This window comes from Streptomyces platensis, assembly GCF_008704855.1.
GTDB classification, from domain to species: domain Bacteria; phylum Actinomycetota; class Actinomycetes; order Streptomycetales; family Streptomycetaceae; genus Streptomyces; species Streptomyces platensis.
Genome location: NZ_CP023691.1, coordinates 1,372,148 through 1,397,225 on the forward strand (window position 1 = coordinate 1,372,148; position 25,078 = coordinate 1,397,225).

The 25,078-nt window shown below is 71.1% G+C and carries 26 protein-coding genes and 1 pseudogene; 7 read left to right on the forward strand and 20 right to left on the reverse strand.

Annotated features, from left to right (window positions below; genetic code table 11):
• Positions 1–496 precede the first annotated feature (496 nt).
• Together CP981_RS05690 and CP981_RS05695 are read right to left on the reverse strand one after the other, a co-directional pair.
• A complete protein-coding gene (locus CP981_RS05690; RefSeq protein WP_085924036.1) occupies positions 497–745 on the reverse strand; it encodes a hypothetical protein in 249 nt (82 codons plus the stop codon).
• 160 nt (positions 746–905) lie between these two features.
• The gene (locus tag CP981_RS05695; protein WP_085924037.1) at positions 906–1,934 is read right to left on the reverse strand and encodes an XRE family transcriptional regulator; all 1,029 of its coding nucleotides are present in this window, start codon (positions 1,932–1,934) and stop codon (positions 906–908) included.
• A 1,021-nt stretch (positions 1,935–2,955) separates the two neighbouring features.
• Between CP981_RS05695 and CP981_RS05700 the strand changes: the two genes are divergently transcribed.
• Positions 2,956–3,378 carry a hypothetical protein gene (locus tag CP981_RS05700; protein ID WP_143658850.1) on the forward strand — a complete coding sequence of 141 codons (423 nt, stop codon included), beginning with the start codon at positions 2,956–2,958 and terminating at the stop codon, positions 3,376–3,378.
• A gap of 81 nt (positions 3,379–3,459) precedes the next feature.
• Here CP981_RS05700 and CP981_RS37570 read toward each other — a convergent pair whose 3' ends face one another.
• The 3 genes from CP981_RS37570 to CP981_RS05715 form a co-directional block, all read right to left on the reverse strand.
• Positions 3,460–3,636, reverse strand: coding sequence for a hypothetical protein (locus CP981_RS37570; RefSeq protein WP_158092629.1), 177 nt, complete (start codon positions 3,634–3,636; stop codon positions 3,460–3,462).
• A gap of 639 nt (positions 3,637–4,275) precedes the next feature.
• A complete protein-coding gene (locus tag CP981_RS05710; RefSeq protein WP_042160378.1) occupies positions 4,276–4,599 on the reverse strand; it encodes a putative quinol monooxygenase in 324 nt (107 codons plus the stop codon).
• 60 nt (positions 4,600–4,659) lie between these two features.
• Positions 4,660–5,484 carry a hypothetical protein gene (locus CP981_RS05715; protein ID WP_085924040.1) on the reverse strand — a complete coding sequence of 275 codons (825 nt, stop codon included), beginning with the start codon at positions 5,482–5,484 and terminating at the stop codon, positions 4,660–4,662.
• A 348-nt stretch (positions 5,485–5,832) separates the two neighbouring features.
• Between CP981_RS05715 and CP981_RS05720 the strand changes: the two genes are divergently transcribed.
• Positions 5,833–7,065, forward strand: coding sequence for a serine hydrolase domain-containing protein (locus CP981_RS05720; RefSeq protein WP_085924041.1), 1,233 nt, complete (start codon positions 5,833–5,835; stop codon positions 7,063–7,065).
• Positions 7,066–7,164: 99 nt separating this feature from the next.
• Here CP981_RS05720 and CP981_RS39475 read toward each other — a convergent pair whose 3' ends face one another.
• The 5 genes from CP981_RS39475 to CP981_RS38465 form a co-directional block, all read right to left on the reverse strand.
• Positions 7,165–7,242, reverse strand: coding sequence for a 50S ribosomal protein bL37 (locus CP981_RS39475; RefSeq protein ID WP_370454205.1), 78 nt, complete (start codon positions 7,240–7,242; stop codon positions 7,165–7,167).
• 170 nt (positions 7,243–7,412) lie between these two features.
• On the reverse strand, positions 7,413–8,621 hold the full coding sequence (locus CP981_RS05725; RefSeq protein WP_085924042.1) for a 4-hydroxybenzoate 3-monooxygenase: 1,209 nt from the start codon (positions 8,619–8,621) through the stop codon (positions 7,413–7,415).
• Positions 8,622–8,768: 147 nt separating this feature from the next.
• Positions 8,769–9,431, reverse strand: a complete 663-nt coding sequence (locus tag CP981_RS05730; protein WP_085924075.1) for a class F sortase — start codon at positions 9,429–9,431, stop codon at positions 8,769–8,771.
• A 20-nt stretch (positions 9,432–9,451) separates the two neighbouring features.
• Positions 9,452–10,276 carry a hypothetical protein gene (locus CP981_RS05735; RefSeq protein ID WP_085924076.1) on the reverse strand — a complete coding sequence of 275 codons (825 nt, stop codon included), beginning with the start codon at positions 10,274–10,276 and terminating at the stop codon, positions 9,452–9,454.
• Between the two features lie 409 nt (positions 10,277–10,685).
• Entirely contained in the window at positions 10,686–10,916 is a 231-nt protein-coding gene (locus CP981_RS38465; RefSeq protein WP_244329568.1) for a hypothetical protein, read from the reverse strand.
• Here CP981_RS38465 and CP981_RS38470 point away from each other — a divergent pair.
• Positions 10,891–11,190: pseudogene (locus CP981_RS38470) on the forward strand (DUF4232 domain-containing protein); the annotation flags it as partial. The gene CP981_RS38465 and the pseudogene CP981_RS38470 overlap by 26 nt on opposite strands.
• Before the next feature lie 153 nt (positions 11,191–11,343).
• Here the strand turns inward: CP981_RS38470 and CP981_RS05745 are convergent.
• Positions 11,344–12,150, reverse strand: coding sequence for a S1 family peptidase (locus CP981_RS05745; RefSeq protein WP_158092630.1), 807 nt, complete (start codon positions 12,148–12,150; stop codon positions 11,344–11,346).
• 20 nt (positions 12,151–12,170) lie between these two features.
• Complete coding sequence (locus CP981_RS05750) at positions 12,171–12,926, reverse strand: S1 family peptidase (protein WP_167536060.1); 756 nt, start codon at positions 12,924–12,926, stop codon at positions 12,171–12,173.
• Between the two features lie 294 nt (positions 12,927–13,220).
• On the opposite strand from CP981_RS05750, the gene CP981_RS05755 reads away from it, so the two are divergent.
• On the forward strand, positions 13,221–13,718 hold the full coding sequence (locus CP981_RS05755) for a GNAT family N-acetyltransferase (protein WP_085924045.1): 498 nt from the start codon (positions 13,221–13,223) through the stop codon (positions 13,716–13,718).
• 246 nt (positions 13,719–13,964) lie between these two features.
• On the opposite strand, the gene CP981_RS05760 is transcribed toward CP981_RS05755, so the two are convergent.
• Entirely contained in the window at positions 13,965–14,885 is a 921-nt protein-coding gene (locus CP981_RS05760; RefSeq protein ID WP_085924046.1) for a trypsin-like serine peptidase, read from the reverse strand.
• A gap of 234 nt (positions 14,886–15,119) precedes the next feature.
• The gene (locus CP981_RS05765; protein WP_085924047.1) at positions 15,120–15,548 is read right to left on the reverse strand and encodes a hypothetical protein; all 429 of its coding nucleotides are present in this window, start codon (positions 15,546–15,548) and stop codon (positions 15,120–15,122) included.
• Positions 15,549–15,912: 364 nt separating this feature from the next.
• Between CP981_RS05765 and CP981_RS05770 the strand changes: the two genes are divergently transcribed.
• Positions 15,913–17,337 carry an MFS transporter gene (locus CP981_RS05770; protein WP_244329569.1) on the forward strand — a complete coding sequence of 475 codons (1,425 nt, stop codon included), beginning with the start codon at positions 15,913–15,915 and terminating at the stop codon, positions 17,335–17,337.
• 85 nt (positions 17,338–17,422) lie between these two features.
• Here the strand turns inward: CP981_RS05770 and CP981_RS05775 are convergent, their stop codons facing one another.
• The 3 genes from CP981_RS05775 to CP981_RS05785 all read right to left on the reverse strand — a co-directional run bounded on the left by CP981_RS05775 (position 17,423) and on the right by CP981_RS05785 (position 20,628).
• The gene (locus CP981_RS05775) at positions 17,423–17,617 is read right to left on the reverse strand and encodes a CsbD family protein (protein WP_085924049.1); all 195 of its coding nucleotides are present in this window, start codon (positions 17,615–17,617) and stop codon (positions 17,423–17,425) included.
• A 126-nt stretch (positions 17,618–17,743) separates the two neighbouring features.
• The gene (locus tag CP981_RS05780; RefSeq protein ID WP_244329570.1) at positions 17,744–19,762 is read right to left on the reverse strand and encodes a helix-turn-helix domain-containing protein; all 2,019 of its coding nucleotides are present in this window, start codon (positions 19,760–19,762) and stop codon (positions 17,744–17,746) included.
• A 71-nt stretch (positions 19,763–19,833) separates the two neighbouring features.
• Positions 19,834–20,628 (reverse strand): 3-hydroxybutyrate dehydrogenase, encoded by a 795-nt coding sequence (locus tag CP981_RS05785; protein WP_085924050.1) that lies wholly within the window; start codon positions 20,626–20,628, stop codon positions 19,834–19,836.
• Positions 20,629–20,936: 308 nt separating this feature from the next.
• On the opposite strand from CP981_RS05785, the gene CP981_RS05790 reads away from it, so the two are divergent.
• Positions 20,937–21,479: a hypothetical protein gene (locus CP981_RS05790; RefSeq protein WP_085924051.1), complete on the forward strand. Its 543-nt coding sequence runs from the start codon at positions 20,937–20,939 to the stop codon at positions 21,477–21,479.
• Positions 21,480–21,555: 76 nt separating this feature from the next.
• Here CP981_RS05790 and CP981_RS05795 read toward each other — a convergent pair whose 3' ends face one another.
• The 3 genes from CP981_RS05795 to CP981_RS05805 all read right to left on the reverse strand — a co-directional run bounded on the left by CP981_RS05795 (position 21,556) and on the right by CP981_RS05805 (position 23,722).
• A complete protein-coding gene (locus CP981_RS05795) occupies positions 21,556–22,059 on the reverse strand; it encodes an NUDIX hydrolase (protein ID WP_085924052.1) in 504 nt (167 codons plus the stop codon).
• Between the two features lie 76 nt (positions 22,060–22,135).
• Entirely contained in the window at positions 22,136–22,753 is a 618-nt protein-coding gene (locus CP981_RS05800) for a hypothetical protein (RefSeq protein ID WP_190841407.1), read from the reverse strand.
• Positions 22,754–22,873: 120 nt separating this feature from the next.
• Entirely contained in the window at positions 22,874–23,722 is an 849-nt protein-coding gene (locus tag CP981_RS05805; RefSeq protein ID WP_085924053.1) for a glutamate racemase, read from the reverse strand.
• A 207-nt stretch (positions 23,723–23,929) separates the two neighbouring features.
• Here CP981_RS05805 and CP981_RS05810 point away from each other — a divergent pair, with 207 nt between their 5' ends.
• Positions 23,930–25,078, forward strand: a complete 1,149-nt coding sequence (locus CP981_RS05810; RefSeq protein WP_085924054.1) for a glycosyltransferase — start codon at positions 23,930–23,932, stop codon at positions 25,076–25,078.

Consider the following 25,078-nt stretch of genomic DNA (forward strand, 5'->3'; position numbering starts at 1 on the left):
CGCGACCGTGGCTGAATTCCGGTCTTGCACAGTGGAACTCGACGGCGTCGGGCGCGGAACATCTGGAGACGGTGCCGCATAGGCCGCGGCAGGAACGGCCAGTACCGCGACCGCTAAGGCCGCAGGTAACAGATGCTTTATCGCCATGATCTCCCCCCCCCAATTTTGGCGGACCTTCAGTTCGCTGGGCCCGCCGGGAGATGGACGCTACACCTTCACCCCGACCTTCATGCAGAATTATTGCCTTCCAAATGACTTGGTAAAGCGGAGCTTGGCATTCAATCACTGCACCTTGACGCGACCCCCATTCCGCCGGAATTCCTACCTCCGGGTCGAAAATATCCGTGGAACTGGCGATATCGCGAGAACCCCGGCGGCACTCGCAGCCCACCACAAGCGCAACACCGCAGAACGCTCCGGCGGCACCCTGACGGCTCACCCCCAGCCGACGTGAGCGAGGTCACACTGAGTTCACTTCCGGGCACGGCCCCGATGCTCAGCCGGCGTTGGGGGCCTTGCCCGCGAGGGAGGACCTCAGCTCCACGAGCGTGGCGTTGACGGGCCGCCGCTCGGCGATGAAGCCATCGAGCTTCTCGCCCAGGCGGTCGACCTTCTGGTCGAGGTTGCGTGATCGGGACGGGTCGGCAAGGCGGCGCCCGAGCCGGGGCCGCCGGCCTCCCGTGCACTGGCAGGCCCAGGTGTCTGTGGGCTGCCGTCGCGCGGTGAACTTGCCATTTTCGAACATTAGTTACTGGCTGCTGGAGCACCGGCCGGGCCGCAGCACTGGCGCGAGGTCGGGACCTGGTAAACGGTCTCCGACGGGGATCGTCGGATCTGCACCGCTTGCGGAATGCCCGTCCGCTGGAGGGTACGCGTCGGTCGTGCCGCGTGCAGGACGGGATCTGTCACTGTGCCGACGGGGTGCGTCCCACAGCGGTTTGCGGGGGCGGGGTCAGTTCGATCAGGAAGTCCTGGTCGGTGGCGCCGGAGCAGCGGCCCTGGACAACTTCCGCTCCGTCCTGGGTGTCTTGGTGACGCAGGCTCAGACATCGGCCGGTGATGACCGGACGGATGCGGAAGTGGGCGGTGGCAGGCGGGCCGAAGCGCTCGATGTGGAATTGCTGGGCCCGGTTGTCGTCGGCACAGTCGTCGCGGGGCTCAAGCAGGTCGAGCCCCGGCCCCTTCGACAGGACGGTGAGGCAGCCGATGCCGTACTTCGGGTGGTGCCACTGGATCTGCACGATCTCCTTGCCCAGCGGTTCGAGGAACACCTGAGGCAGGGCGGCATTCGTACAGGAGCGTTGGGCAGCGATGGCGGTTCGGTATCGACCGGTGCGGTCCCTGCCTTCTGTGAGGCACAGCTTGGGTGTCCGGGCAGGGTGGATCTGTGCCCAACTGCCCACGGCCAGCATGCGCAGGCCGGTCACCGGCATCTCGGGCAGGGCGGCTGGTGTCGACGCGTCGTGCATCATGCTGCTGACGCCGAGTGTGCCCGCAACCCCGATGACTGCGGCACCGAGCAGGGGGGCCACCCGGCGCCACCGCGGGACGCTCGCCGGGGCAGGCGCGCCGGTGATGGGAGTGGCGGGATCGTCGTCGCGCGCAGCGCCGTTTGATACGGGTGCGTTGCCTGCGATGCGGCGGCGTGCCTCGCGCCATTGACGTACTTCTTCGGCGCCCAGGCCGCACGCGCGGGTATAGGCGTCGACAAACCCTTCTCGGGGCAGGGTGACGCGGCCGAGAGTGCTTGCGATCGTGCTGGCCGGGAGTGTGTCGGCGTTCGCGGTCGCCTTGTCTTCAAGCTGCCGGTAGGTCAGTCCGGACCAGATCCGCAGCGAACGCAGGGCCGCGGTGAACTCGGTAGGCGTCCGGGCCTGTGCGGGCTGTGGTGCGTCCTCCGGTAGCTCGGCGAAGCCGTCCCCCTTCTCGGTCATTGCTTCAGCATGACCCCACAGTTGGTGACCTGGCACTCCTTAAACCAGCCGTGTTCGGGGGTGTTCGGAACACCGGTCAGCACTGTTTCGAACAGACGCGAACGCTGATTCTCCTTGTCAGCCCGGTGGCCGTGCGGACATTCTCGGCATCACCCGGATTCGGCTGACGTCTCATGCCAAAGAGGGGCGAGGAAGGGCAAACCCGACCTCGATACATCATTCGACACACCTCTTGAAGGAGCATCATGCGTACTCGTACATGGTTCGCAGGCCTCGCGGTGGGAGTCGCTCTGCTGGCCGGCGGTTCGACCGCCACCGCACAGGCGGCTCCCGCGCCTTCTCCGGCCAGCACGACAGCGACTGTGCCTGGGTACTGGCACTATGACGGCAGCTACTCGGAGTCGACGTGCTACTCGCTGGCGGCGTCTTACGCCGGCCCGGCCTACTGCACTCCGCGCGGCAGCAGGTGGGCCCTTTACATCTGGGTCGAGTAACTCGTCCGTTCCTCGACAGCAGGCCACGAACAGAGTCCGCCCTCTTCCGGACCTCGTCGAAACGTTGAGCCGGACAGACCTGGGGAGTCCTGCGCGATCCCCCGGCTGGAGCCGATGGGCCTGATCACGTCTGACGGGGAAGTCCGGTGGGTCCGCAGCCTCTCGGAGCGGACCCACCGGACTTCCGTTGTTCCGTGGCGGGCAGGGGAGCCGGGGTATCAGCCGCAGGGCTTGAACCATTCGAGCGCAGCATGCCGCCCCGGTCGGAGTGCTGCTCCATCCACAGAAGTAGTTCGGTCAAGGACCGACCGCGTGCATCGCGGCATCTCCAAGCACTCCGTATGAGCCGAGCAGTGGAATGAGGGGACGACGATGAGACGTACGAGATGGACATGTGCTGTGGCCGCCGCGCTGGCGGCAACGCTGTGCTGGGTACCGGCGGTACTGCCCACGCGAACTCCTCCTGGACGGCCCAGGCACGGCAGGCCGGTCTCACCGCTTCAGAGGCAACGGCCCTGCAGAAGAGGGTGGACAGCTACCTGCCCGCCATGCGCGACAGCTATCAGAGCGGTCCGAACACCATCGCCTTCCCGGGCGGGCAGATCACGGTGGCGGTGCCCGGTGAGCGGCATGCCCGGGACCTGCGCACCACGCCGGGACCTCTGGCGGCCATGAACTGCAACTACGGGAACTTCTGCGCGACCATGGACGGGAATGCCACGCAGTGGGACTTCTACTACTGCCAGTACTACGACGTGGCTTCAGGGAGTCCCACGCTCGCTGGACCGGGCGCATGGATCAACAACCAGACGCAGAGCCGGCGAGTCCGCATGTACGGTTCCGGCGGCTCGACCAATCCGATCTACACCACGCCCAACGCGTTCTACCAGGACCCGAGCGCCAACTGGGATCCGGTCTACGGTCTGCGGACATGTGTCGCAGCAGCCTGAATCCGTGACGTCGTCGGGGAACTTGGCAGTCGTGCTCTTCTGGAAGATCATCACTTTCCCAGATCCCCGACGGCATCAGCCTTAGGCACGCTGGTCGCCGTCTCGTGCATCGCGGACGACCCGGACAGCTGGTTGGCCGAGACAGTGCTGAAGCACGGCGGCCGCCTGATGGCCGTCGTCCTGAGTCCGCGCCGCGGTGAGATCCGACTTCACGATCCCGAACTCGCGGGCTGTCGTCTCCTGCACCACCACTGTCACCAGTGCGGCTGCTTCGGCGCGGCACTTTTTGCTGCGCCGGCTCCAAGGGCCAGGCGTTCAGCGCAAAGGGGCCCTTCCTCGTGCGAGGAAGGGCCCCTTGAATGGAGCGCCCGGCAGGCCTTGCACCTGCATCTCCCACCGGCTGGTGGGCGTCTTTCCTTGGACCACAGACGCGCGGCTCCGACCTGCGGGCCGAAGCTGCGTCATGATCATACTGCATCGGCGCGTCCCGGTGCCCGGGCCTGCGTCTCCTATCGGTCGAGCCGGGCCGGCAGCCGGTGCAGGTTGCCGCTCCAGTTGCTTCGCCGAGTGCGGGCCATTCCGCTGTCGCTGCGGCTGCCTCGTTCGGCAGGGCTTGCACAGACTGTCCTTGAGCGCGGCGCCGACCAGGAAGATCCTGCATCCGCACTCGCCGCAGGAACCACGCGGCGGGCCCTCCACCTTGCGCTGCGCCGGGACCGTGGCCATCGCGCGGTCGGGCTCGCATGTGTGGCACACGCCGGATGAGCAGGGCCGGCTGCCGTGCTCCGAGCGCGGTCCGTCGGCCAGCCGCTGCTCGCGACGTACGCGCTCCCGCTCGGCGCGGCGGTCGGCGACGGTCGACTTCCAGCCGACGGCCGTTCAGCCGGTCGCCGGTCCTTAGTCGATGGTGATCTCACCCATGGCGCTCCAGCCGTCCGCGCCCTCGATGGTGGTGCTCACAATGTCGGGGGTGCGGCGCAGCAGCGGGCGCATCTGCTCGATGGCGGCGCGGAAGTGGTCGGAATTGACATGCGCTTCGGCGGCATCGTCCTTGAATGCCTCGACCAGGACATAGGTGTTCGGGTCCTCGATGCTGCGGGACCATTCGAACCACAGGTTGCCGGGTTCGGCGCGGGTGGCCTCGGTGAAGGAGGCGACGTGCTGCGGCCACTCCTCGGCGTACTCGGGCTTCACGGGAAACTTGACGACGATAAAGATCATTCAGCGATTCTAGATCACGTGGCACCCGGTGCCGTCAACCCCTCACCGTGATACCTCGGGTCAGCGCGATACCTCGGGCTCGGCCTCTTTCTCGCGGCTCAGGGATTTGACGAGCACTATGCCCAGCACGATCAGCGCCACGCCCAGCCACACCGGCCCGGCCCCGCTGACGAGGACCACGATGCCCACCGGGGTCAGATAGCCCGCCAGCGGGATGAGCAGGCTGCTCAGCGGGGGTTCGGGCGGGCCGGGCAGACCCCGTTCGCGCAGTGAACGCGCCCGCACCACGTCCGGGTACCACTGGGTGAACTGCAGGGCCGCGATGATGGCCGCGATTTGGATGATCCAGCCGGTCCACGGGTTATTGGAATTGTGCAGCACGAGGTCGCCATAGGCCCCCGCTATCGCTGCCACGGCGAATGCGGCGCCCCATGCACCCGTGATGTAGTAATTGGTCCGCAGGAATCTGGGCTCGCCCCAGAACTCGCGGGGCACCTGTTCCCGGGCGTACTGGAGGGTGAACGGCACCCGGCACGCCATGGACCCGAGGGCGATCGTCATCAGGGCGATGTTCGCGACCTCGCCCGAATAATTCTCCAGCCAGCGGTGGGTGCCCGGGGAGGCGAAAATGCCGATGACCGCCATCACCGCGAAGAACACCACATCGGCGATCTCCAGAATTTTGAAGGAGGACCCGGGACGGCGTATACGGCCGACGATGACGATGGCCACGGCAAGGGCCAGGGCTATGGCGACGGCCAGCTCGAAGCGGCCCGGCCCGACCAGGACCGACATCGCGATCCATGGCGACATTCCGATGACGGGGCTGTCGAGGAAATGCGACAGCCGGCCACCGGAGGCGGTGTCCGTCCGGCCCTGAGACATGGCAACAGCCCCTCCCGGGAGGCGAAACTCCCTTCCACGCTAGACCGCCGCCTGGGCTCCCTCTACTCGGGCGCGTCAGCGGTGCGGGCGGGACGGACGGGGCGGGTGAAACGGGCGGTGCGGCACCACGGCGGGGAGCGGGGCGGTGACCGTGGCGGCGCCGGGCACGGTGTCGAGCGCGGGAGCGTGCTCGGGCGGGCGTTCCGGCGGCGTTTCCGGCGGGCGTTTCCGGTTGGGCATCGGGGCACGGAGTCCGGCCAGGCTCGGGGCGTGTCTCCGGGGTGGTTCAGGGGCGGGTCAGGGTGACCCCTGACGACGGCGCGGGGCGCGGCCGCGAAGCTGTTCGACATGAGCCTTTCTCCCTTGTCCCGCAGGGCAGTTGTGGGGGCCGCACTGTCCGGCGCGGTGGTCGCCGCCACGGCGGGCCCGGCCGGTGCCGCGTCCCGTCCGGGCCCGGCCCCGTCATCGGCCCTGTCGTCGGGCGGCGGCCCGGCCCGCCGGAACCCGTCCGCCCACGCCCCTGTCCCCGTCCCTCCGCTGAACGTGCCCGCGCTGCGGGCCGCCCTCGCCGATCTGGAGCATCCGGAGCTGACCGCGGCCCAGCTGCGGGTGAGTGGTTCGGCCGGGCGCTGGTGCGGCACCGAGGGCGTCGCCGACCGGGCCACCGGCCGCGCGGTCCATGAGCGGGACACCTTCCGGATCGGCAGCATCACCAAGGTGTTCGTGGCGACGGTGGTGCTCCAGCTCGCCGCCGAGCGCCGGCTGTCGCCGGAGCAGCCGGTTCAGCGTGTGCTGCCCGGTCTGCTGCCGTCGGGGTTCCCGCCGATCACGGTGGCACAGCTGCTGAACCACACCAGCGGGCTGCCCGACGAGCAGGACCCGCCCTACGACCCGTCCTCCCCGGAGGACATCGCCCGGCACCGCTACGACCGGTGGACGCCCGAGCAGCTCGTGGCGCAGGTGGCGCACGGCCCCATGAAGTTCGCCCCCGGCACCAAGCAGGAGTACCGGGGCATCAATTACGTCCTTCTGGCCCTGCTGATCGAGCGGCTGACGGGCTGCCGCTACGGCGAAGCGATCGCGCACCGCATCCTGCGCCCGCTGGACCTGCGGCACACCGCCGTGCCCGGCAACGACCCACGGATTCACTGGCCGCATGTGCACGGCTATCTGCGGATGTCGGACGGCTCCCTGCTGGACATCACCAAGTTCGACCAGTCGGCCGCCTGGGGAGAGGGCGAGATGATCTCCCGTACCGGCGATCTGGACCGCTTCCTCACCGCCCTGTTCTCGGGCGAACTCCTGCCGCCCCATGAGCTGGAGCGGATGTTCACCCTGCCCCCGGACGAGGTGCGCATGGTGGACGGCACTCCGGCCCGCTATGCCGCGGGCCTACAGACCTTCACGGTGAACGGCATCACCCTGTGGGGCAAGACCGGCGAACGGTACGGCTACAGCTCGGCCATGTTTGCCACCCGGGACCAACAGCGCCGCGTGGTCTTCTCGTTCAACCCGACCCGGCGCGACGCCACCCAGGCACAGGTCTCCCAGCGGATAGCCGAGGCCCTGACGAAGGCGTGAGCCGGTGCCGCACAGCACTGTGGGCTCCGCGCTCCGCTGAAGTGCGGAGACACGGAGCCCACCAGAACCCCATCGGCGAGGTCCGGTCACAGCCTTCGTTCAGGACTGGGGCCGCTTGCCGTGGTTGGCACCGTTCTTGCGACGTGCCTTCTTCTTACGACGGCGCTTCGATGACATACGTCTGCCTCCTCCATCACTCAGCGATGCTTTTCGCCGAATTTCTACCACTTCTCAACGGTATCTCGCCCGGCGATCACGAGGCCGCGTACCCAGGTCCGCGGGATCCCACCCCACCCCGGTTTGTGAGTCACCCCACGGAGGCACCGCCCGCCCGGTCCGCCAGGGCGTCACAGATCGGCTTCCTCGCCCATGTACAGCCCGGCGAACGCCTTCGCCGCGGACTCCGACCCCAGCAGCCGCCGCAGCCGCGCCCGCGCCGTGCCCGCCTGGAAGCGGTCGCCGGACGAGGCACCGTGCAGCACAGAGGACAGCCACTGCGAGAACTCCAGGTACTGCCAGACCCGCCGCAGACACGCCTCCGAATATCCGGCAAGCCCGCTCTCGTCGCCCTCGTAGTGCGCGATCAGCGCGTCGCCGAGCAGCAGCGCGTCATTGATCGCAAGGTTCATGCCCTTCGCGGCGATCGGGGCGACCAGATGCGCCGCGTCACCCGCCAGGTGGAGGCGGCCGAATACCATCGGCTCCACCACATAGTTGTGCATGTCCAGGACCACCTTCTCGATCAGCGGTCCTTCAGCGAGCGGCGGGGCGCCGTCCGCGGCGAGCCGGGCGCGCAGTTCGTCCCACACCCGGTCATGCGACCAGTTCCCGGCGTCCTCACCCGGCGCAACCTGGAGGTAGTAGCGGGTGACCCGGTCGCTGCGGGCCATATGGGCACCGAACCCGCGCTCGTGGATGCCGAAGATCACGCCGTCCGCGGACGGCGGTGCCTCGGCGAGGAGCGCCAGCCAGGCGACGCCGTGGTCATGGCGGGTGAGGACCGCCCGGCCGTCGGGGACGGCTGCCCGGGACACCCCGCGGGCGCCGTCGCAGCCGGCGATGAAGTCACACTCGATCCGGTGCCGGTCACCGGTCACCGGATCGGTGTACGACACCGCCGGCCGGTCGCTGTCGATGTCGTGCAGTGCCACCTCACGTACCCCGAAGCGGACCTCACCGCCCGCCCGGTCCACGTACGACGCCACGAGGTCGGTGACCAGGAGCGGCTGCGGATAGACGTAGTGACGGCGGCCCGACAGCTCGCCGGTCCGCATCGTGTGCCGCTCCCCGTCGAACCGGAACTCGAACTCGCCCTGTGTAGGGGCCCGTTCGAGCAGCCGGTCGGCCAGCCCGTGCCGGGCCAGTGCGCGCACCGCCCACTCCTCCATGAACCCGGCCCGCGGCCGCTGCTCGATGAACTCCCGGCTCTCCGCTTCCAGCAGCACACAGTCGACTCCGGCGGTGCGCAGCAGATTCGCCACGGTGAGCCCGGCGGGACCGGCGCCGATGATGACGACGCGGGTGCGTGTGACGGGGCGAGGGGCGGTGGAGGACACGTCGCGAGGTTCCCTTCGGGGGCGAGGAAAGATCGCTGGCAGTATGGCGGTTGCCCCGAAGCGACGGTCCGGCGCCCCGGCACCGGCGAGCGGCCCGGTCGCCCGTGCGGGGCGCCGGATCGCCGGCCGGTGCGGCGCGCGTCCGGTCTACGCGCTGCCCGTGAGGCTGGCGAACACCACCACGTTGTCGGGGAAGTAGTGCTGCCCCTCGTCGTACTCACCGCCGCAGGTGATCAGGCGGAGGCCGGCGTGATCGAGGTTCTTGTACACCTCCAGCGTGGGGAACTTGTTCTTCGGGTACTGGGCGATGCGGTCGACGGTGAACTTCGCCGTCTTCCCGTCCTGCCGGGACACCTCGATGGTGTCCCCGCGCTTCATCGACGACAGCTTCTGGAACACCGACGGCTTGCCGTTCCAGGAGACATGGCCGGCGATCACCGCCGGTCCCTGGGAGCCGGGCGTGGGCCCCGGCTGGTACCAGCCCGCCTTGTCGGGGTCCCGGGGCGTCTCCATGGCACCGTTCTTCTGCTGTCCCAGTGTCTCCAGCGTGGAGGAGACCTGGAGCGACGGGATGGAGAGCCGCTGCGGAACCGACTTCGGCATACTGGCGGCCGCCTTGCTCCCGGAGCCGCCGCCCGGCGCCGCGTCGTCGGACGACTGCCCGCCACCGTCACCCGGCGGCTGCCCCGCGGGGAGCGACCGGGGCGGCGCCGCGTCCTGCCCTCCGCACCCCGCGAGAAGCAGGGCCGACAGGGCCGCGGCGACGGCGTAGCCGGTGGCGCGGTGGCCCCGGCGGCGTACGGTGCTCATGGTGTCCTCGTACCGGCGGCTCACGCGGCGGCCCCGTTGTCCCCGGCCCGCCCGGCGGCGAGGACGTTCTTCCGGCGCCGCACGAGGGCCAGCGCACCGGCCGTCGCCACGAGGGCGGCCCCGCCCGCGCCCAGCACCGCGGCCGGAACCCCGCCCTCCTCAACCGGCCCGGTGCCGGTCTCGACGCCGCCGACCGGAATGGAACCCACCGCGGCGCCCAGGACCTCACCGCAGTTGGTCGGGGCGGTGGCCTCCTGGGGGAGCTTCGGGTCGAGTTCGCTCTTGCCCGCCCCCTCGAAGTCGTACTTCTTGTTGTCGTTGCGGTCGATGCCGTGCTGCACGATGTGCAGGTCCTTGATGTGGTCGACCACGTCCTGGGAGACCGGGATGGTGCGCTCGTAGGAGAGCTTGCCCTGCGCGTTCGCCACGGGCATGCGGTCGACGGCGAGACCGCTCTTCATGTCCGTGGGCCCCTTGGTGGTGAGCGAGATGTTGATATTGCCGTAATCGACGGTGGCTTCGGTGTTGTTGAGGACGCCGTCGCCGTTCGTGTCGTCGCTCGCGTCCGGGCAGTGGAAGTCATGGCCGTCGGTGGAACCGTGGAGGTGCTGAGCGGAGGGCTGGCCGGGCACGAGCCCCTCGGACTCGATCTTCACGGTCAGCTGCCTGCCCTGGAGGCTGAGCATCGCCGTGCCCTTGGAACCGGAGTTGTTCAGCTGTGCCAGGTTGATCTGGAACGCTCCGGTGCCCTGGGCGACGGCCTGGGACGAGGCGCCTACGGTGAGGGCCAGGGCGGCGGGCAGAGCGACGACTACGGCGAGGTGGCGGGTGCGCTTGGCTATCACGATCGTTCCTTTTCCGGCGGCCTCCGCGGAGGAGGGGGACCGCACGTCGTCCGGGTTCGACAGCAACACCTCGGCGAGGTGTCACACGTCATTCGGAGCCGCAACGCCCGCGGATTGGTGGTGGGTTGAAAAAGTTTTTGACGGCCTTCTCCCGGGGCCGCGATGACGCCTCCCCGGGGCGTGCTCAGGGGCAGCCCCTCGGCCCGCCGGGCGGCCAGCTCATATGCAACTGCCCGGCGAGGACGCCACAACTACGGTCGGAGTGCTCCCTCAGCCGGCGCAACTGCCCTGCGAACTCCGCCGTTTCCGTCCCCGCCCTGCGCCCCTGTTCGTTCCGCCGTTCCAGGAAAGCATTCCAGGCAGTGGTCGTTTCCCCAGGTCAGAGCCTGTTTCAGCGTTCCGGCTTCTCTCATTGTCCCGGATCGGTTGGCACCCGGGCGCCCGCCGCGCAGGCTGTGAGCAGCACACCGAGACGGGAGATGTCATCCGCGGCACGCCCGGAATCCGGCGCCCCGAGCCGGCCGGGCGGCGGAAAGACCGGCGGCGGTGCCGGGGCGAACCAGGGCGCCGGGAGCGGCTCGTCGGGTGCCTGTACGGGAGCGACCGTCAAGGTCGTGGTCAGCAAGGTCACGCGTCCCATCAATCACTTGCTCCTCACGATCACCAATAGCGGATCCCGCGCCTGCGACGCCTACTCCGTGCCCCTCCTGGGCTTCGACGACGACCAGTCGGTGACCCGGATCATCGAGGACAGCAAGCCGCAGTCGGTCGTGACCGTCGCCCCGGGCCGGTCCGCCTACGCCGCGATCCAGCTCAGCGGAGAGCCCGGCGGTGACACCCATGGCCGCACCGCCCAGCGCCTCAGCGTGCACTTCGCTCCGCGCAACGGCTCCGGTCCGGTGGGCACCCCCGCCAAGCTCACCCTGCCCGCAGGCACGCACAAGGACGACAACGCCGCCGTCACCTACTGGCAGAGCTCGGCGTCCGACGCACTGACCTACGGATCATGCCTATGGCGCACGGACGTAACGGGGCGGACGGCCACCGCCCCGTTCACCGTGCCTCCCTCACCCGAGCTGCTTGGTGATCTCGCGGGAAAAGGCCGCGACCCGGGTGTAGACGCCCGGCGTCGGTGTGGCGGCGTCGCTGTTGGCCAGCCAGCTGACGGTCCCGATCAGCTTGCCACCGGCGACGAGCGGGCCGCCACTGTCGCCCTCGGCATGATGGGCGCCGGTGACGGAATTATTGGCACAGACGTGCATCGTGGGATCGAAGTCGCCCCCGGGGTTGAGCCGTTGGCACGTCCGGTCGGGGAGCACCCGCAGGTGCGCCGCCCGGAGCGCGTTCGCCGCACGGTTCTCGTAATCCAGCAGGCCCCAGCCGTACACCCGTGCGCCGGTGCCGGGGCGGTACAGCCCGGTGTCGGCGGCGGTGGCTATCGGCAGCGGGGTGTACTGCGGCGGCATCGGCTTGTCGAGCGTGAGGACGGCGACATCGTTCTCCAGATGGCGGCCGAACCGCGGATGGATCCAGACCTTGGTCACCTTGCGCATCCGGCCCTCGTGACGACGCAGGTCGGTACGGCCGGCCACCGCCCCCAGATCGGTGGGCGCCTCGTCCACGACGCAATGGGCGGCGGTGACGACCTTCGTCGGCGTGACGAGGGTGCCGCCACAGAACTGCCCCGAGCGCGGGTAAGTGTCGGTCTGCCGCCACAGATTGATCGCGACGGCCCAGGGTGCCGCCGCCGTAGTGGTCTTCTGCCCGCCGACGACGGCCTGGGCGGTGGGTGCCGGCAGCACGGCGAAACCGGCCCCGACGAGCACCATGAGACTCAGCAGAACCGGCCATCGCAGGTAGCTGTGCCGTGTCATCCGCATACTCCCTCCCACCCCTACCCGGCGATCTGGCTCTGGAGGAGCGAGTAATAGGAGGCCGACTTCACCGCGACTCCCGGATAGAGACGGCTGGTGCAACTGCCGCCACCACTGATGACCCCGACGAGCCGCCCCCGCACCACGACCGGGCCCCCACTGTCACCGGAGCACGCACTGACGCCGCCCGCCGGATAGCCGATGCACATCGTGTACGCCGAGCGGTACCTAAGGGTGCCGTACGCCGTGATGCACTGCTCATCACCCCGGTTGGGGATCAGCGCGGTCTGCAACGGCGGCACCCGGGTGTCGTCATCGCGGCCCGTCGTGGAGCCCCAGCCCAGCACCCGGTTGGGCGCGCCTTCCTCGTACAGCTTCTGCTGCGCCGGGGTGGCGAGCGGCAGAGTGCGGTACGGCATAGGGGCGTTGAGGGTGAGCACGGCGAGGTCGTGCGCGTAGGTGGCGCCGTGCCCCTCGGTGTCGGCCTTGGGGTGGATCCACAGTTTCGTCACCTTGCGCACGGTGCCCTTACGGGTATCCCGTAGGTCCTCCCGGCCGCCCACCACCCGCACACCATCGACGGTGGCCGCGCTCACGCAGTGGGACGCGGTCAGCACCTTGCGCGGCGCGACGAGCGTGCCCGCACACTCCGGCTCCTTCACGTCCTGCGACGTCAGCGCCACGGTCCAGGGATATTTCTTGATCTCGGCCCGGTCTCCCCCGACCACCGCGGCGGCGGGCGGCGCAGCCGACGCCACCAGCGCCGCTCCTGCCATGACCGCACCCGCCCAGGCAGCACGGTGTGTTCTCGCCTTACCCATCAGTCCTCCATTGGCGAGAGAACAAAGTCGCCCATGGAGAGGCCACGATCCGCACCGCGGTTGCCTGCCCCGCCCCACCACCCGCATATGGCCGACCGGAGCCCGGGCCTCTTGACAGCGCTGCGCCACGCAAGCGCCGAAAAAGGGACGGTGTGGCATCGTCACCGGCGCAGAGATCAAGCTGCTCCGCACGTCCGTCGAACGGTTCCGCCGTGGCGGCCACTCCGACCGGTTGTAGCCTCAGCTCTTATGAGTTGGCTGCCTGACGACTTCGTCCACCCCGTGTACGTGCCCGTGCCCGACACCGCGCTTCACCTGCGGCCGATCCGGGAGGCGGACACCCCGCTCGACTACCCCGCCGTGATGGGCTCCCGTGAGCGCCTGTGGGAGATCTTCGGCCCGGCCTGGGCTTGGCCCGCGGAGACGATGACCTATGAAGCGGACCGCATCGACCTGCTGCGGCACGAGAAGGAGATAGCCGCGCACCAGTCATTCAACTACGCGCTGCTGGACGAGGAGGAGACGGCGATCCTCGGCTGCGTCTACATCGACCCGCCCGAGCGCACCGGCTCCGACGGAGAGGTCTCCTGGTGGGTGGTGGACGACCTCGTCGGCGGCGAGGCGGAACGCGCGCTCGACGCGCTGGTGCCGCGGTGGATCGCCGCCGACTGGCCCTTCCAGCAGCCCCGTTACCTGGGCCGCGACATCACCTGGCAGGACTGGCTCGCGCTGCCGCCTACCTCGTGACACGTCCGAGGCGGCGCCTGGGCACGTCGATGGGCGTCAGAGGCCCATCGGCAGGTGGTGCTGTAAACGCATCGCCGAGGCCGGGGGCCACCGGCCGTTGTCGCCCATGGAGATGCCACACACCACCGCACGGTTGCCTGTCACCGCTCGGGCGGCGGCCCCTGGCCACGGTCGACGACGCAGGCGTCCCTTCGCGCGGCGATAGTGCCCTGGCGTCGGGTACCCGTACCTACCCGCGCCGCCGCGTCAGCCGTGCTGGGCCCGGTCGTACACCTTCTTGGCCGTGACTCCCAGCACTTCTCCCTGCATCTCGGTCGGTGTCAGGGAGTCCAGTGCACTGTTGACCGAGACCAGGGTGCCCTTGCCAGTAGTGGCGTTGAAGTCGGCCAGCCACGGCCCGCCGCTGGAGCCGCCGCTCATGTCGCAGGGGATGGCCTGTACGCCGCTCTTCTCCTTGGCCGTACCGACGCAGTGGAGGAGTTCCTCGCCGAGCTGCGGGCGGGTGGCCGAGTAGCCGAACGCGGAGATGGTGCCGCCAACGGGGCGGTTGAAGGCGATGTCCTGGCCGCCCACGACGTCGGTGAGCTTGCGGCCGTTCTTGTCGGCGTCGACGACCAGCGTGGACAGGTCGTCGGTGGAGTCGTTCTCCCAGTTGCGCGGGGTGACGGCGGTGCGGACCGCGAACGCGCCGTAGGGCATCTTGCCCTTGCTGTAGGCCGGGACGAACACCATCTCGATGTTGGTGTTGAAGGGAGAGGAGCCCCGGCGCACACAGTGTGCGGCGGTCATCACGGCGGAGCGATTGGCGCTCTTGACGGCAGTGGCCGTGCACCAGGTATCGGCGCCGTTCGCGTTGACGAAGAAGAGCCGCCCCACGGTCTTCAGCGCGGTGCCCCGCCACGGCTTGGCCTTCGGCCCGGTCGGACCGAGGTCCACGGACTTCCCGACGGCCTTGATGCGGGCGGGCGTCCAGTAGGCGAGGGCTTCCTGGCGCTCCTTGGCCGTGTACGACAGGACGGAGACCGGGTCGGCCGAGGCCGCAGGGGCCGGGCCGGCCACGGCCGTCGCCGGGATCGGGACAGCGAGGACGAGGGCCGTACCGGCCACTGCGAGTCCCGTGGCCCGCCCACGAAGGCGCCGGATCACGGAAGTGGATGTCTCGGACACGGCAGATGTCTCCTCGGCTGGCACAGGCAGTGGACAAGGGCTGTCAGCTCTCATCTGCAAGAGAGGTCAACCCGCCTATTTGGTTGCGTTGTTGATGATCTGTGACATAAGTGCGCGATGCCCGACGTGTCGTGCCCGCCCGGCGTCCGGAGCGGCCGACCCGGACCGCTCCGGACGCGGACGAGGCGTGGCCCCGGTGCAGCACACCGGGGCCACGCAGGGAGGTATGGGACGTCAGAACGTCCAAGTGGTGTACCACGTGGCCTGGCTGGAGGGATGCGCCAGGTCGGTGGAGACTCCGCTGAGGCGGCCGTCAGCACCGCGGGAACCTATGTAGCGGCCCCTTGAGCCGTCGCTCCAGGCTATGACGAAGTAGAGATAGGAACCGTCCACGAACCCCTCGATGGTGCCCGTCGTCGCACTTCCCGTCCTGGCTGTGCCGGTGAGCTTCCCCTGGGCGTCCTGGGTCACGGAGAGCGTGGCGTTGGCCGAGTTGCTCTGATACAGCGTCCAGATCCCCCCGACGTTGAAGCCGGCCGCGGCCACCTTGGCCACCACTGCGGAGGGCCGGTGCGCCGCGGCCTGAGCGGCGGGGGCGACGAGGACGGTGCCACCCAGTGCGACGGAGAGAGCCACGGCGGCCGTAACGAGTCTGACGCGCATGCGGATTCCTTTCCCTAAAGGACCATTTATGCGGCATAGGGCCTTCTGCGAAGCCATGAGCTTCGCAGTAGCCGCCCTTCCCAACCAGGCGAGAACCGGTCATTGGCGGACATGAGGGTGGCCGGAACAGGACATGGACGGCGTGGGGCGCACCGGCTCAGCCCCGTGTACGCCCGCAGATGAGGTCCGGCACCAGCCAAGTCCGACGCCTGCTTCGCCCCCACTCCCCCACGCCCCCGTCATGGTCCCCGCGCGCACCGTCCGGCCCCGAAGTGTGGCGGCCGGCCACATGTGCGTCTGGCCTGGGCGTTTCTACGGTGTGGCGATACGAAGCGTCTTCGCCCGTCGTCAGGAAGTGGTGCCGATGTCCTCCCCCGCGACCGCCAGCCCACCGCCGCCCGCCCAGCTCAAGCGCATCGTTGCCGCGAGTCTCATCGGCACGACCGTGGAGTGGTACGACTTCTTTCTCTATGGGTCCGCTGCCGCGCTGGTGTTCAACAAGCTGTTCTTTCCCGGGTCGGATCCGCTGGTCGGGACGTTGCTGTCGTTTCTGACGTATGCGGTGGGGTTTGCGGCGCGGCCGGTCGGGGCGTTGGTCTTCGGGCATTACGGGGACCGGCTGGGGCGCAAGAAGTTGCTGGTGGTGAGTCTGCTGCTGATGGGGGGTGCGACGTTCGCGATCGGGTTGTTGCCGACGCATGCGACGGTGGGCACGGCGGCGCCGGTGTTGCTGACCGCGCTGCGGCTGGTGCAGGGGTTCGCGCTGGGCGGGGAGTGGGGCGGCGCGGTGCTGCTGGTGTCGGAGCACGGGGACGCCCGGCGGCGCGGTTTCTGGGCGTCGTGGCCGCAAACCGGCGCGCCTGCGGGGCAGTTGCTGGCCACGGGAGTGCTGTCGGTGATGACGGCGGTGCTGTCGGATGCGGCGTTCGTGTCCTGGGGGTGGCGGGTGCCGTTCCTGCTCTCGGGTGTGCTGGTGGTCGTCGGGCTGTGGGTGCGGCTCTCGGTGGATGAATCGCCCGTTTTCCAGGCCGCGTTGGCGCGTGCCGAGGCCCGGCGGGCGGAGGGTGCCGCGGTGGAGAAGATGCCGTTGGTGGCGGTGCTCAGGCACCACTGGCGGGATGTGCTGATCGCGATGGGGGCGCGGATGGCCGAGAACATCTCGTACTACGTCATCACGGCCTTTGTGCTCGTGTACGCGACCTCGCACACCGCGCTGTCGCAGCAGACCGCGCTGAACGCCGTATTGCTCGCCTCGGCGCTGCACTTCGCGGTGATCCCCGCCTGGGGCGCGCTCTCGGACCGGATCGGGCGCCGGCCGGTCTATCTGCTGGGCGCGGTCGGCGTCGGCGTCTGGGCGTTCCCGTTCTTCGCGCTCGTGGACAGCGGCCGGTTCGGGCCGCTGCTGCTCGCGGTGAGCGTCGGGCTGGTCTTCCACGGTGCGATGTACGCGCCGCAGGCGGCCTTCTTCGCGGAGATGTTCGCGACCCGGATGCGGTACTCGGGCGCCTCGATCGGTGCCCAGTTCTCGTCCGTCGCGGCCGGCGCGCCCGCCCCGCTGATCGCGACCGCGCTGCTCGCCGACTACGACAGCCCGACGCCGATCGCGCTGTACGTCATCGCCGCCGCGCTGCTGACGCTGGTCGCGGTGGGTGTGGCGCGGGAGACCCGGAGCCGGGACCTCGCCGACATGGATGGGGGCGCGGTGCCCGGCGGGGGCCGTTCGGCCGATGCGGGTACGGCCGGTCCGGACGGCGGGGCATCGTCGGCCGTACCGTCCGGAGGGGCCTGAGAAACCTGATGTACGGCGGGGGCGTGGCGGGCCCGGGGACGCTCCGGGAGACGGGGCAGCAGGCCCGCCACGCCCCCGCCGGGCGTCAGGAGCGGCTCTTGCCCTTCATGGAGTCCTTCATCCCGCGGGCGTTCTCCTTGGCGTCGCTCATCGCTTCCTTGGCCCTGCCCTTGGCCTCGTCCGCGCGGCCCTCGCCCTTCAGCCGCTCGTCGCCCATGATCTTGCCGGCCTTCTGCTTGGCCTTGCCCTTCATCTTGTCCATGCCGCCCTTGTCACCCATGTCGCACTCCTCTGTCAGTGGGGGGAAAGCTTCGGCACCACGCTGCCGCAGGTCGCGACGGCGCGCACCCGGAGGCGGCCATCGGTACCGACCGGCTGTGGGCACGCCGCGGATCCTCGCCTCCTGCTACGCGCCGGTATCGCCCACCACTGCGGAGGAGAGCTGGTGCAGCCGCAGCGCCAGCTGGATCTCCAGGGCGCGCGCCGGGGTCTGCCAGTCGGGTCCCAGCAGCCGGCTCACCCGGTCCAGTCGCTGCGCCACGGTGTTGACATGCACGTGCAGCGCCTCCTTGGTGCGGGCCGGGCTCATTCCGCAGGCGAAGTAGGCGCCGAGGGTCCGCAGCAGTTCCGTACCGCGGCGGGCGTCGTACTCGGTGACCGCGCCGAGCGTGCGGCGAACGAAGCCGTGCACATCGCGGGTGTCGGCGAGCAGCAGGCCGAGGAAGCCGAAGTCGGCGGCGGCCGCACCCTGGCCGGCCCGGCCCAGCACGCTGAGCGCCTCCCGGCAGCGGCCGGCCTCCGCGTAGGCGTCCGCGACCGCCGCGGGGCGGGCGGCGGGGGCCGGGACCGGAGCCGAGGCGCCGACCGTGACGGGCAGGTGCAGCGCGGCACCGAGCCGGGCCGCGGTCTCGCGGGCGGCGTGCGCCGGGTCGCCGCCGGGATCGAGCGGCAGCAGCAGCACGGCACCACCGTCCCGTATGGCTGCCAGACCCCGGCGGGTGGCGGCGAGATGGGAGGCCGCCGACCAGAGCCGGCGGCGGTCGGCGCCGTGGGAGTGGGCATCGTCGTCCCCGCCACCGGGCGCGTCGGTCCGGGCGGCCAGGACGACATGCGGCGCATCGAGGTCGGCGCCGACGCGGGCCGCGCGTTCCCGGAGCAGCCGGGGGTCGCGGTCCGCGGCGTTCAGCAGATCGTCCAACAGCTCGCCGCGCACCCGCTGTTCGGCCTCGCCGGCGGTCCGCCGGGCGAGCAGGAGCAGAGAGGTGACCATGGCGGCCCGTTCCAGCGTCCGCTGGTCGACCGGGTCGAGGGCCGGGTGGCCGCGCAGCACGAGGGCGCCCAGGACCTCGCCGCCCGCCCCCACTGCCGCGACCCAGTCCGCGCCGTCCCGTACGGCGTGCCCGTCGGCGCGCGAGCGGTCCAGGGCCTCGGCCGGTGCCGCGCCGGGCTCGGTGAACTCGACCTCGCCGGCCAGCACTTCCGCCACCGCCCCGGCGACGTCCTGGACCCCGCCGCCGCGCAGCACCAGTTCGGTCAGCCGGTCATGGACGTCCGAGGCGCGCTCGATGACCGCGCTGCGGTCGCGGATGATCTCGTTCGCGGCCTCCAGTTCGGTGAGCGTCTTACGGGTCCCGTCAAGGAGGTTGGCGGTGTCGATGGCGACGGCGGCATGGGCCGCGTGGGCGGCGAGCAGCGCGATCTGGCCGTGCTCGAAGACCCGCTCGCGGCGGTCAGCGGCGAACAGCACCCCGATCACGCCGCTGCCGAGCATCAACGGCACCCCGAGGATCGCCACCAGCCCCTCGTCCTGGACGCCCGAGTCGATGGTGCGGGTGTGCCGGAACCGCTCGTCGTGGAAGTAGCTGTCGGTGACGTACGGCCGGGCGGTCTGCGCGACCAGCCCGCCCAGCCCCTCGCCCATCCCGAGCCGCAGCTGCTGGAACCGCGCCGAGACCGAGCCGTCGGTGACCCGCATGGAGGTGTCACCGGCGGACGGGTCGTGGAGGGTGAGGTAGGCGACCTCGGTGCCCAGCAGGGAGCGGGCCCGGCGGACGATCGCGCGCAGCACCGCGTCGAGGTCCCGCAGCCCGGCCAGGTCGTGCGCGGTCGCGTAGAGCGCGGACAGCTCGGCCTCCCGCCGCCGGCGGTCCTCCAGTTCGGCGCGCACCCGCAGCGCGCGCAGCTTGGCCCGCTCCAGTGCGGCGAGCCGGCCGGCGGACGCGCCCCCGGCACGGGCCCGCAGCACCGGACGCTCGTACTCCTCGGCCGCGGCGCCGGCGGCCAGCAGACCGAGGAAGGGGGCCTCGGCCGGGTCGTGGCCGTCTTGGCCGGGCGGGGTGTCCTCCGGTGCGTACGGAACGGGCGCCGCCCGCGGGGTCTTGACGGACTCAGGGCCCGGCTCGGGCGCCGGCTGTTCGGTGGGCATGGTCACAGGGATACCTCCGGGTCGTCGCGGTGCGCCGGCCTCCGCCCGCCCGGATACGGACCGGGGGCTGCTCAGTGTGCGGTCCAGCCGCCGTCCAGGGCGAGCGAGGTGCCCGTCACGAAGGACGCCTGCGGGGTGCAGAGATAGGCGACGGCCTCGGCGACCTCCGCCGGTTCGACCAGCCGCTTGAGGGCGGAGTCGGCGAGCAGAATCTCGGCCAGTACGCGCTCCTCGGGGATGCCGTGCGCGGCGGCCTGGTCGGCGAGCTGCCGTTCGACCAGCGGGGTGCGGACATAGCCGGGATTGACGCAGTTGCTGGTGACGCCGTGCGGGGCGCCCTCCAGGGCCGCGGTCTTGGACAGCCCTTCCAGGCCGTGCTTCGCCGCGACATACGCCGACTTGAAGGGGGACGCCCGCAGGCCGTGCACGGACGAGATGTTGATGACCCGGCCCCAGCCCCGCGCGTACATATGGGGCAGCGCGCCCCGCAGCAGCCGGAAGGGCGCCTCCAGCATCACGGTCAGGACCTCGTGGAAGACCTCGGGCGGGAACTCCTCGATGGGCCGGACGAGCTGGAGGCCCGCGTTGTTGACGAGCAGATCGGTGCCGGCCGCGATCCGCTCGGCGGCGTCCAGATCGGTGAGATCCAGCGGGCACGGTTCGATCCGGCCACGGGCGCCGTTCGGGTGGTCCGTCACGAGGCGGGCCAGGCCGTCGGTGTCCCGGTCGACCGCGCGCACCGTGGCGCCGGCCGCCGCCAGCCGCAGCGCGCAGGCGCGTCCGATGCCACCGGCCGCACCGGTGACGAGAGCGGTACGGCCGTCGAGATCGAGGGATACCGGGTCTGGGGTGCCGATCGCGGTCATGTCCGCACCCTAGGCAGCGTGTGGGGCCGGCATCGATGTGGTCCAGCCCCACACTTGGGGGCCCGGGTGTGGTGGCGGCACCTGTCGGGCAGCACGGGCGGACGACCGCGGGCCGGTGACCCGGCATCCGACAACTCCCCCGGAACGAGGCCCGCCACGCCCCAGGCGACGCCGCCGCGCGGGCCCCGGCCGTCCGGTGCGCGTCACCCGAACGGCCGTCCCGGATCGCCCGGCGCCCGGCGGGCTCCTAAGGTCTGTGCGGTGGGGCGGCATGCCGTCTGCGCACCGCCGCCACCAGGGAGGCCGACATGCGGAGACTCATCGCCGTACCGACGGTGCTGTTCGCGCTGGCCGCCGCGGGCTGCGGGGACGCGGACGGCGGCCAGGACACGACGGCCGCGGCCTCCCCCACCGGCGGCGGGCCGGACCGTACCCCGGACGGTGGGGCGGGCTCCGCTTCCCCGACCGTCCCCGGCCAACCGGTGAACTGCGGTGAACTCCCCGACGCACTGGGCCCGGAAGGAGACGTCACCCTCTTCGCCGACCCCGGGGCCGGGGGCACGGTGGGCTGCGGGGAGGCCCGTGCGGTGATGTCCGAGTTCTTCGTGCGGGCGCCGCGGGACGCCCGCGACGACCGGGCCACGCTCTCCGTACGCGGCTGGATGTGCCAGTACGAGAGCGGCCCCACCGGCACCTGGATCACCACCTGCCGCAAGGCCGAACGGGAGATGCACACGGAGGAGCCGCCCGGCGCGAGCACCGAAGAGCCCGGCGCCCCGGACGAGTCGGAGCTGCCGCCGCTTCCCGACGAGTCCGACCCGATGGACGAGCCGTCGACGGAGGAGCTGTAGCCCGGCACCGACGCCCGACGCCCGAGCCCATGCCTGTCGTCCGGCGGCCTGAGCCCCCGGGGGCGGCCGCCGGGGATCAGGCTTCCGGGTGCCCGCCCGCCGGCTCCGCACCCATCCCCTGAAACCACGTCGGCCCGGCCTCCAGCGCCCGCTTGATCCGGGTCAGCGCGTACTCCTCCAGCTCCGGCAGCGCGTCCACGGCGAACCAGCCCACCTCCAGCGACTCGTCGTCATTGACCCGCGCCGTACCGCCGACCGCCCGGCAGCGCAGCGTCACGTCCATGAACTGGCAGACGTCGCCATTGGGGTAGCGGGTGGGCGGCATGGTCTCGACGAGCACGATGCCCTCGGGGACGACCCGTACGGCGGTCTCCTCGTAGACCTCCCGCACCGCGGTCTCGGCAGGCTGCTCGCCGGGCTCGGGGATGCCCCCGATCACCGACCAGCCGCCGGTGTCGACCCGCTTGCCCAGCAGGACCCGGCCCTGGTCATCGAAGACGACCGCGCTCACCCCGGGCAGCCAGAGGAGCTGGCGGCCGATGGAGTTCCGGAGGTCACGGATGAAGTCGGGGGTTGCCATGGGTTCGACCCTACGGGACCTCCCCGACCGGCCCCGCCCGGAGTACGCGCGCCGGGCACACCCGTCCGCGCGGCGGTCAGGTGCCCGCCGGGGTCCCCTCGCGCGGCCGGAGCCGGCCCCGGATGGCCCGGACGGCGCCCTCGGCGTCATCGACGGTGACGGTGAAGGTCATCCCGTCGCCGAGCCGGAGGATCACGCCCTCGCCCCGGCGGACCACCACGGCGGTGCCCTGCTCGGGGCGCCAGCGGTAGCCCCAGCCGCCCCAGTGGCGGGGCGTGACCTGGGGGGTGAAATCGGCACCGACGACGGTGTCCAGCGGAATGCGTCGGCGGGGCACCCCTATATGGCCGCACCGTACTTCCAGGGCTTCCTTGTCGACGCGTACCGCGACATGGACGAAGGCGAGCGTGCCGAAGAGCACCAGCAGACCGGCCGCGACACAGCCCACCACCGACATCACCAGGGGCGCGCGCCCCGAGGTCCAGTTGCTCTCGACGGCGAGCAGGATGCCCAGCGCCAGACAGGCCGCGCCGATCGCGGCCAGCAGCCACTGGATGCGGTTGGTGGCGCTGCCGTGCCAGACCTCGGGGATCTCGGCATGGGAGCCGCCGCCAGGGCGCGCTCCACTGCTGTCACCGTCGGTACTGCCGTAGTTACCGGGGGCTGCTGCCCCCTCGTGGGGGTGGTCCCTCATGAAACGCAGCGTACGCGTCTTCGCACCCCGTGGCACTGCGTCGGACGGCCCCATTCCGGCCCGGGTTGCGAGACCGGAGACGTCATGGGTGACGTCTCCGGCGGGCCGTCTCGGGAGACGTCAGCGGCGGGCCGTCGCGGCTGCTCCGTCGGGGGCGGGAGCGGCCGGCAGCACAGCTCCCGGCGCCAGGTCCGTACGGCTCCGGGCGAGCAGCCGGCCCTCGGCGTAGGCGAGCGCCACGGCCGGCAGTCCGGCGGGGCGGCCGCTGAGGATCACGCTGAGGGCGCCGGTCGGGGCGGCCGCCGGGGCCGGTTCGGCACCGATACGGCGCAGCGCCTGGGCGGCGACCGCCTCGGCGGAGCCGTGCAGCACGAGCGCAGGGGCGCCGGGCTGCTGGAGGGCGGCCCGGATGCGTTCGGCGACCAGCTCGTAGTGGGTGCAGCCCAGGACGACGGTGCGTACGTCCCGTGGGGTGAGATGGGCGGCGGCCGCGATGGCGTCGTCGATCGCGGCCTCGTCGGCGACCTGGACCGCGTGGGCGAGCCCCTGGCACGGCACCCCGGTGATCTCCAGCCCGCGCCCGAACTGTTCGATCAGATTCCGCTGGTAGGGGCTGCCGGTGGTGGCGGGGGTCGCCCAGATGGCGACGGGGCCGTCGCCGGCCGCGGCGGGCTTGATCGCCGGGACGGTGCCGATGACCGGGATCTGCGGTTCCAGTTCGGCGCGGAGCGCGGGCAGCGCGTGCACGGACGCGGTATTGCAGGCGACGATCAGGGCGTCGGGGCGGTGCGCGGCCGCCGCGCGGGCCACGGCCAGCGCATGGGCGGTGACATCGTCGGGGGTGCGGGGGCCCCAGGGCATCCCGTCGGGGTCGGAGGAGAGGACCAGATCGGCGTCCGGCCGCAGTCGCCGCATGGCGGCGGCCGCCGCGAGAAGCCCGGTCCCGGAGTCCATCAGCGCGATCTTCACCCGGACACTTTACTCAGCCGCCCGTCCGGCTTGTCATACCGGGCGGCCCGGCCGGGCGCCCCCAAAGACCGCCGGCCCGCTCTCTTCCCGGCGCCTCCCCTCCCCTTTGCCCCGGTCTCCCCGTCCTCCCCTGACTCCCCGTGCCGACACCGTGTCGCAGGCCCGGGCGTGCCCGGTGCGGTGCGGCAGACTGCGGCCGTGGGAGCGATGGAGTGGATCGGTGCCGGGTCCCTGCTGGCCTGGGTGTGGCTGCTGCTGGGGCAGGGCTTCTTCTGGCGGACGGACGTACGGCTGCCGGACCGCCGGGATCCGGAGCGCTGGCCGTCGGTCGGTGTGGTGGTCCCGGCACGGGACGAGGCCGCGGTGCTGCCGGACAGCCTGCCGTCGCTGCTCGGGCAGAAGTACCCGGGCCGGGCGGAGGTGTTCCTGGTCGACGACGGCAGTACGGACGGGACCGGCGCGCTGGCCCGGCGCCTGGCGGCCGCGCGCGGCGGGCTGCCGCTGACGGTGTCCGCGCCCGGCGAGCCCGAGCCGGGGTGGACGGGGAAGCTGTGGGCCGTACGGCACGGGATGGCGCTGGCGCGCGAGCGCGTCGCGCCGGAGTATCTGCTGCTGACCGACGCGGATATCGCGCACGAGCCGGACAGTCTGCGGGAGTTGGTGGCGGCAGCCCGGTCGGCGGAGCTGGATCTGGTCTCCCAGATGGCGCGGCTGCGGGTGGTGACGTTCTGGGAGCGGCTGATCGTGCCGGCGTTCGTCTACTTCTTCGGGCAGCTCTACCCCTTCCGCTGGGTCAACCGGCCCGGGGCGCGGACCGCGGCCGCGGCCGGGGGCTGTGTGCTGCTGCGGCGGGAGGCCGCGGAGCGGGCGGGTATCCCGGAGGCGATCCGGCATGCGGTGATCGACGATGTGACGCTGGCGCGGGCGGTCCAGCGCGGCGGCGGGCGGATCTGGCTGGGGCTGGCGGACCGGGTGGACAGCGTGCGGCCGTATCCGCGGCCGGGCGCGCTGTGGCGGATGGTCTCGCGCAGCGCGTACGCCCAACTGCGGCACCGGCCCCTGCTGCTGCTCGGCACGGTGCTGGGCCTGGCGCTGGTCTATCTGGTGCCGCCCGTCGCGCTGGTGGCGGGACTGGCCGGCGGTGGGCCGGTGCTCGCGGCGCTGGGCGGGGCGGCCTGGGCGGTGATGAGCGGGACCTATCTGCCGATGCTGCGCTACTACGGACAGCCGCTGTGGGCGGCGCCGCTGCTGCCCTTCACCGCACTGCTCTATCTGCTGATGACGGTGGACTCGGCGGTGCAGCACTACCGGGGGCGCGGCGCGGCCTGGAAGGGCCGGACGTATCCGGCGCCCTGA

Coding starts and splice junctions, on each gene's coding strand:
- CP981_RS05690 (WP_085924036.1), bottom strand. CDS start 745: ATGTTCGAAAATGGCAAGTTCACCGCGCGACGGCAGCCCACAGACACC.
- CP981_RS05695 (WP_085924037.1), bottom strand. CDS start 1,934: ATGACCGAGAAGGGGGACGGCTTCGCCGAGCTACCGGAGGACGCACCA.
- CP981_RS05710 (WP_042160378.1), bottom strand. CDS start 4,599: ATGATCTTTATCGTCGTCAAGTTTCCCGTGAAGCCCGAGTACGCCGAG.
- CP981_RS05715 (WP_085924040.1), bottom strand. CDS start 5,484: ATGTCTCAGGGCCGGACGGACACCGCCTCCGGTGGCCGGCTGTCGCAT.
- CP981_RS05720 (WP_085924041.1), top strand. CDS start 5,833: ATGAGCCTTTCTCCCTTGTCCCGCAGGGCAGTTGTGGGGGCCGCACTG.
- CP981_RS39475 (WP_370454205.1), bottom strand. CDS start 7,242: ATGTCATCGAAGCGCCGTCGTAAGAAGAAGGCACGTCGCAAGAACGGT.
- CP981_RS05730 (WP_085924075.1), bottom strand. CDS start 9,431: ATGAGCACCGTACGCCGCCGGGGCCACCGCGCCACCGGCTACGCCGTC.
- CP981_RS38465 (WP_244329568.1), bottom strand. CDS start 10,916: ATGGGACGCGTGACCTTGCTGACCACGACCTTGACGGTCGCTCCCGTA.
- CP981_RS05745 (WP_158092630.1), bottom strand. CDS start 12,150: ATGACACGGCACAGCTACCTGCGATGGCCGGTTCTGCTGAGTCTCATG.
- CP981_RS05750 (WP_167536060.1), bottom strand. CDS start 12,926: ATGGCAGGAGCGGCGCTGGTGGCGTCGGCTGCGCCGCCCGCCGCCGCG.
- CP981_RS05755 (WP_085924045.1), top strand. CDS start 13,221: ATGAGTTGGCTGCCTGACGACTTCGTCCACCCCGTGTACGTGCCCGTG.
- CP981_RS05765 (WP_085924047.1), bottom strand. CDS start 15,548: ATGCGCGTCAGACTCGTTACGGCCGCCGTGGCTCTCTCCGTCGCACTG.
- CP981_RS05770 (WP_244329569.1), top strand. CDS start 15,913: ATGTCCTCCCCCGCGACCGCCAGCCCACCGCCGCCCGCCCAGCTCAAG.
- CP981_RS05775 (WP_085924049.1), bottom strand. CDS start 17,617: ATGGGTGACAAGGGCGGCATGGACAAGATGAAGGGCAAGGCCAAGCAG.
- CP981_RS05780 (WP_244329570.1), bottom strand. CDS start 19,762: ATGCCCACCGAACAGCCGGCGCCCGAGCCGGGCCCTGAGTCCGTCAAG.
- CP981_RS05785 (WP_085924050.1), bottom strand. CDS start 20,628: ATGACCGCGATCGGCACCCCAGACCCGGTATCCCTCGATCTCGACGGC.
- CP981_RS05790 (WP_085924051.1), top strand. CDS start 20,937: ATGCGGAGACTCATCGCCGTACCGACGGTGCTGTTCGCGCTGGCCGCC.
- CP981_RS05795 (WP_085924052.1), bottom strand. CDS start 22,059: ATGGCAACCCCCGACTTCATCCGTGACCTCCGGAACTCCATCGGCCGC.
- CP981_RS05800 (WP_190841407.1), bottom strand. CDS start 22,753: ATGAGGGACCACCCCCACGAGGGGGCAGCAGCCCCCGGTAACTACGGC.
- CP981_RS05810 (WP_085924054.1), top strand. CDS start 23,930: ATGGAGTGGATCGGTGCCGGGTCCCTGCTGGCCTGGGTGTGGCTGCTG.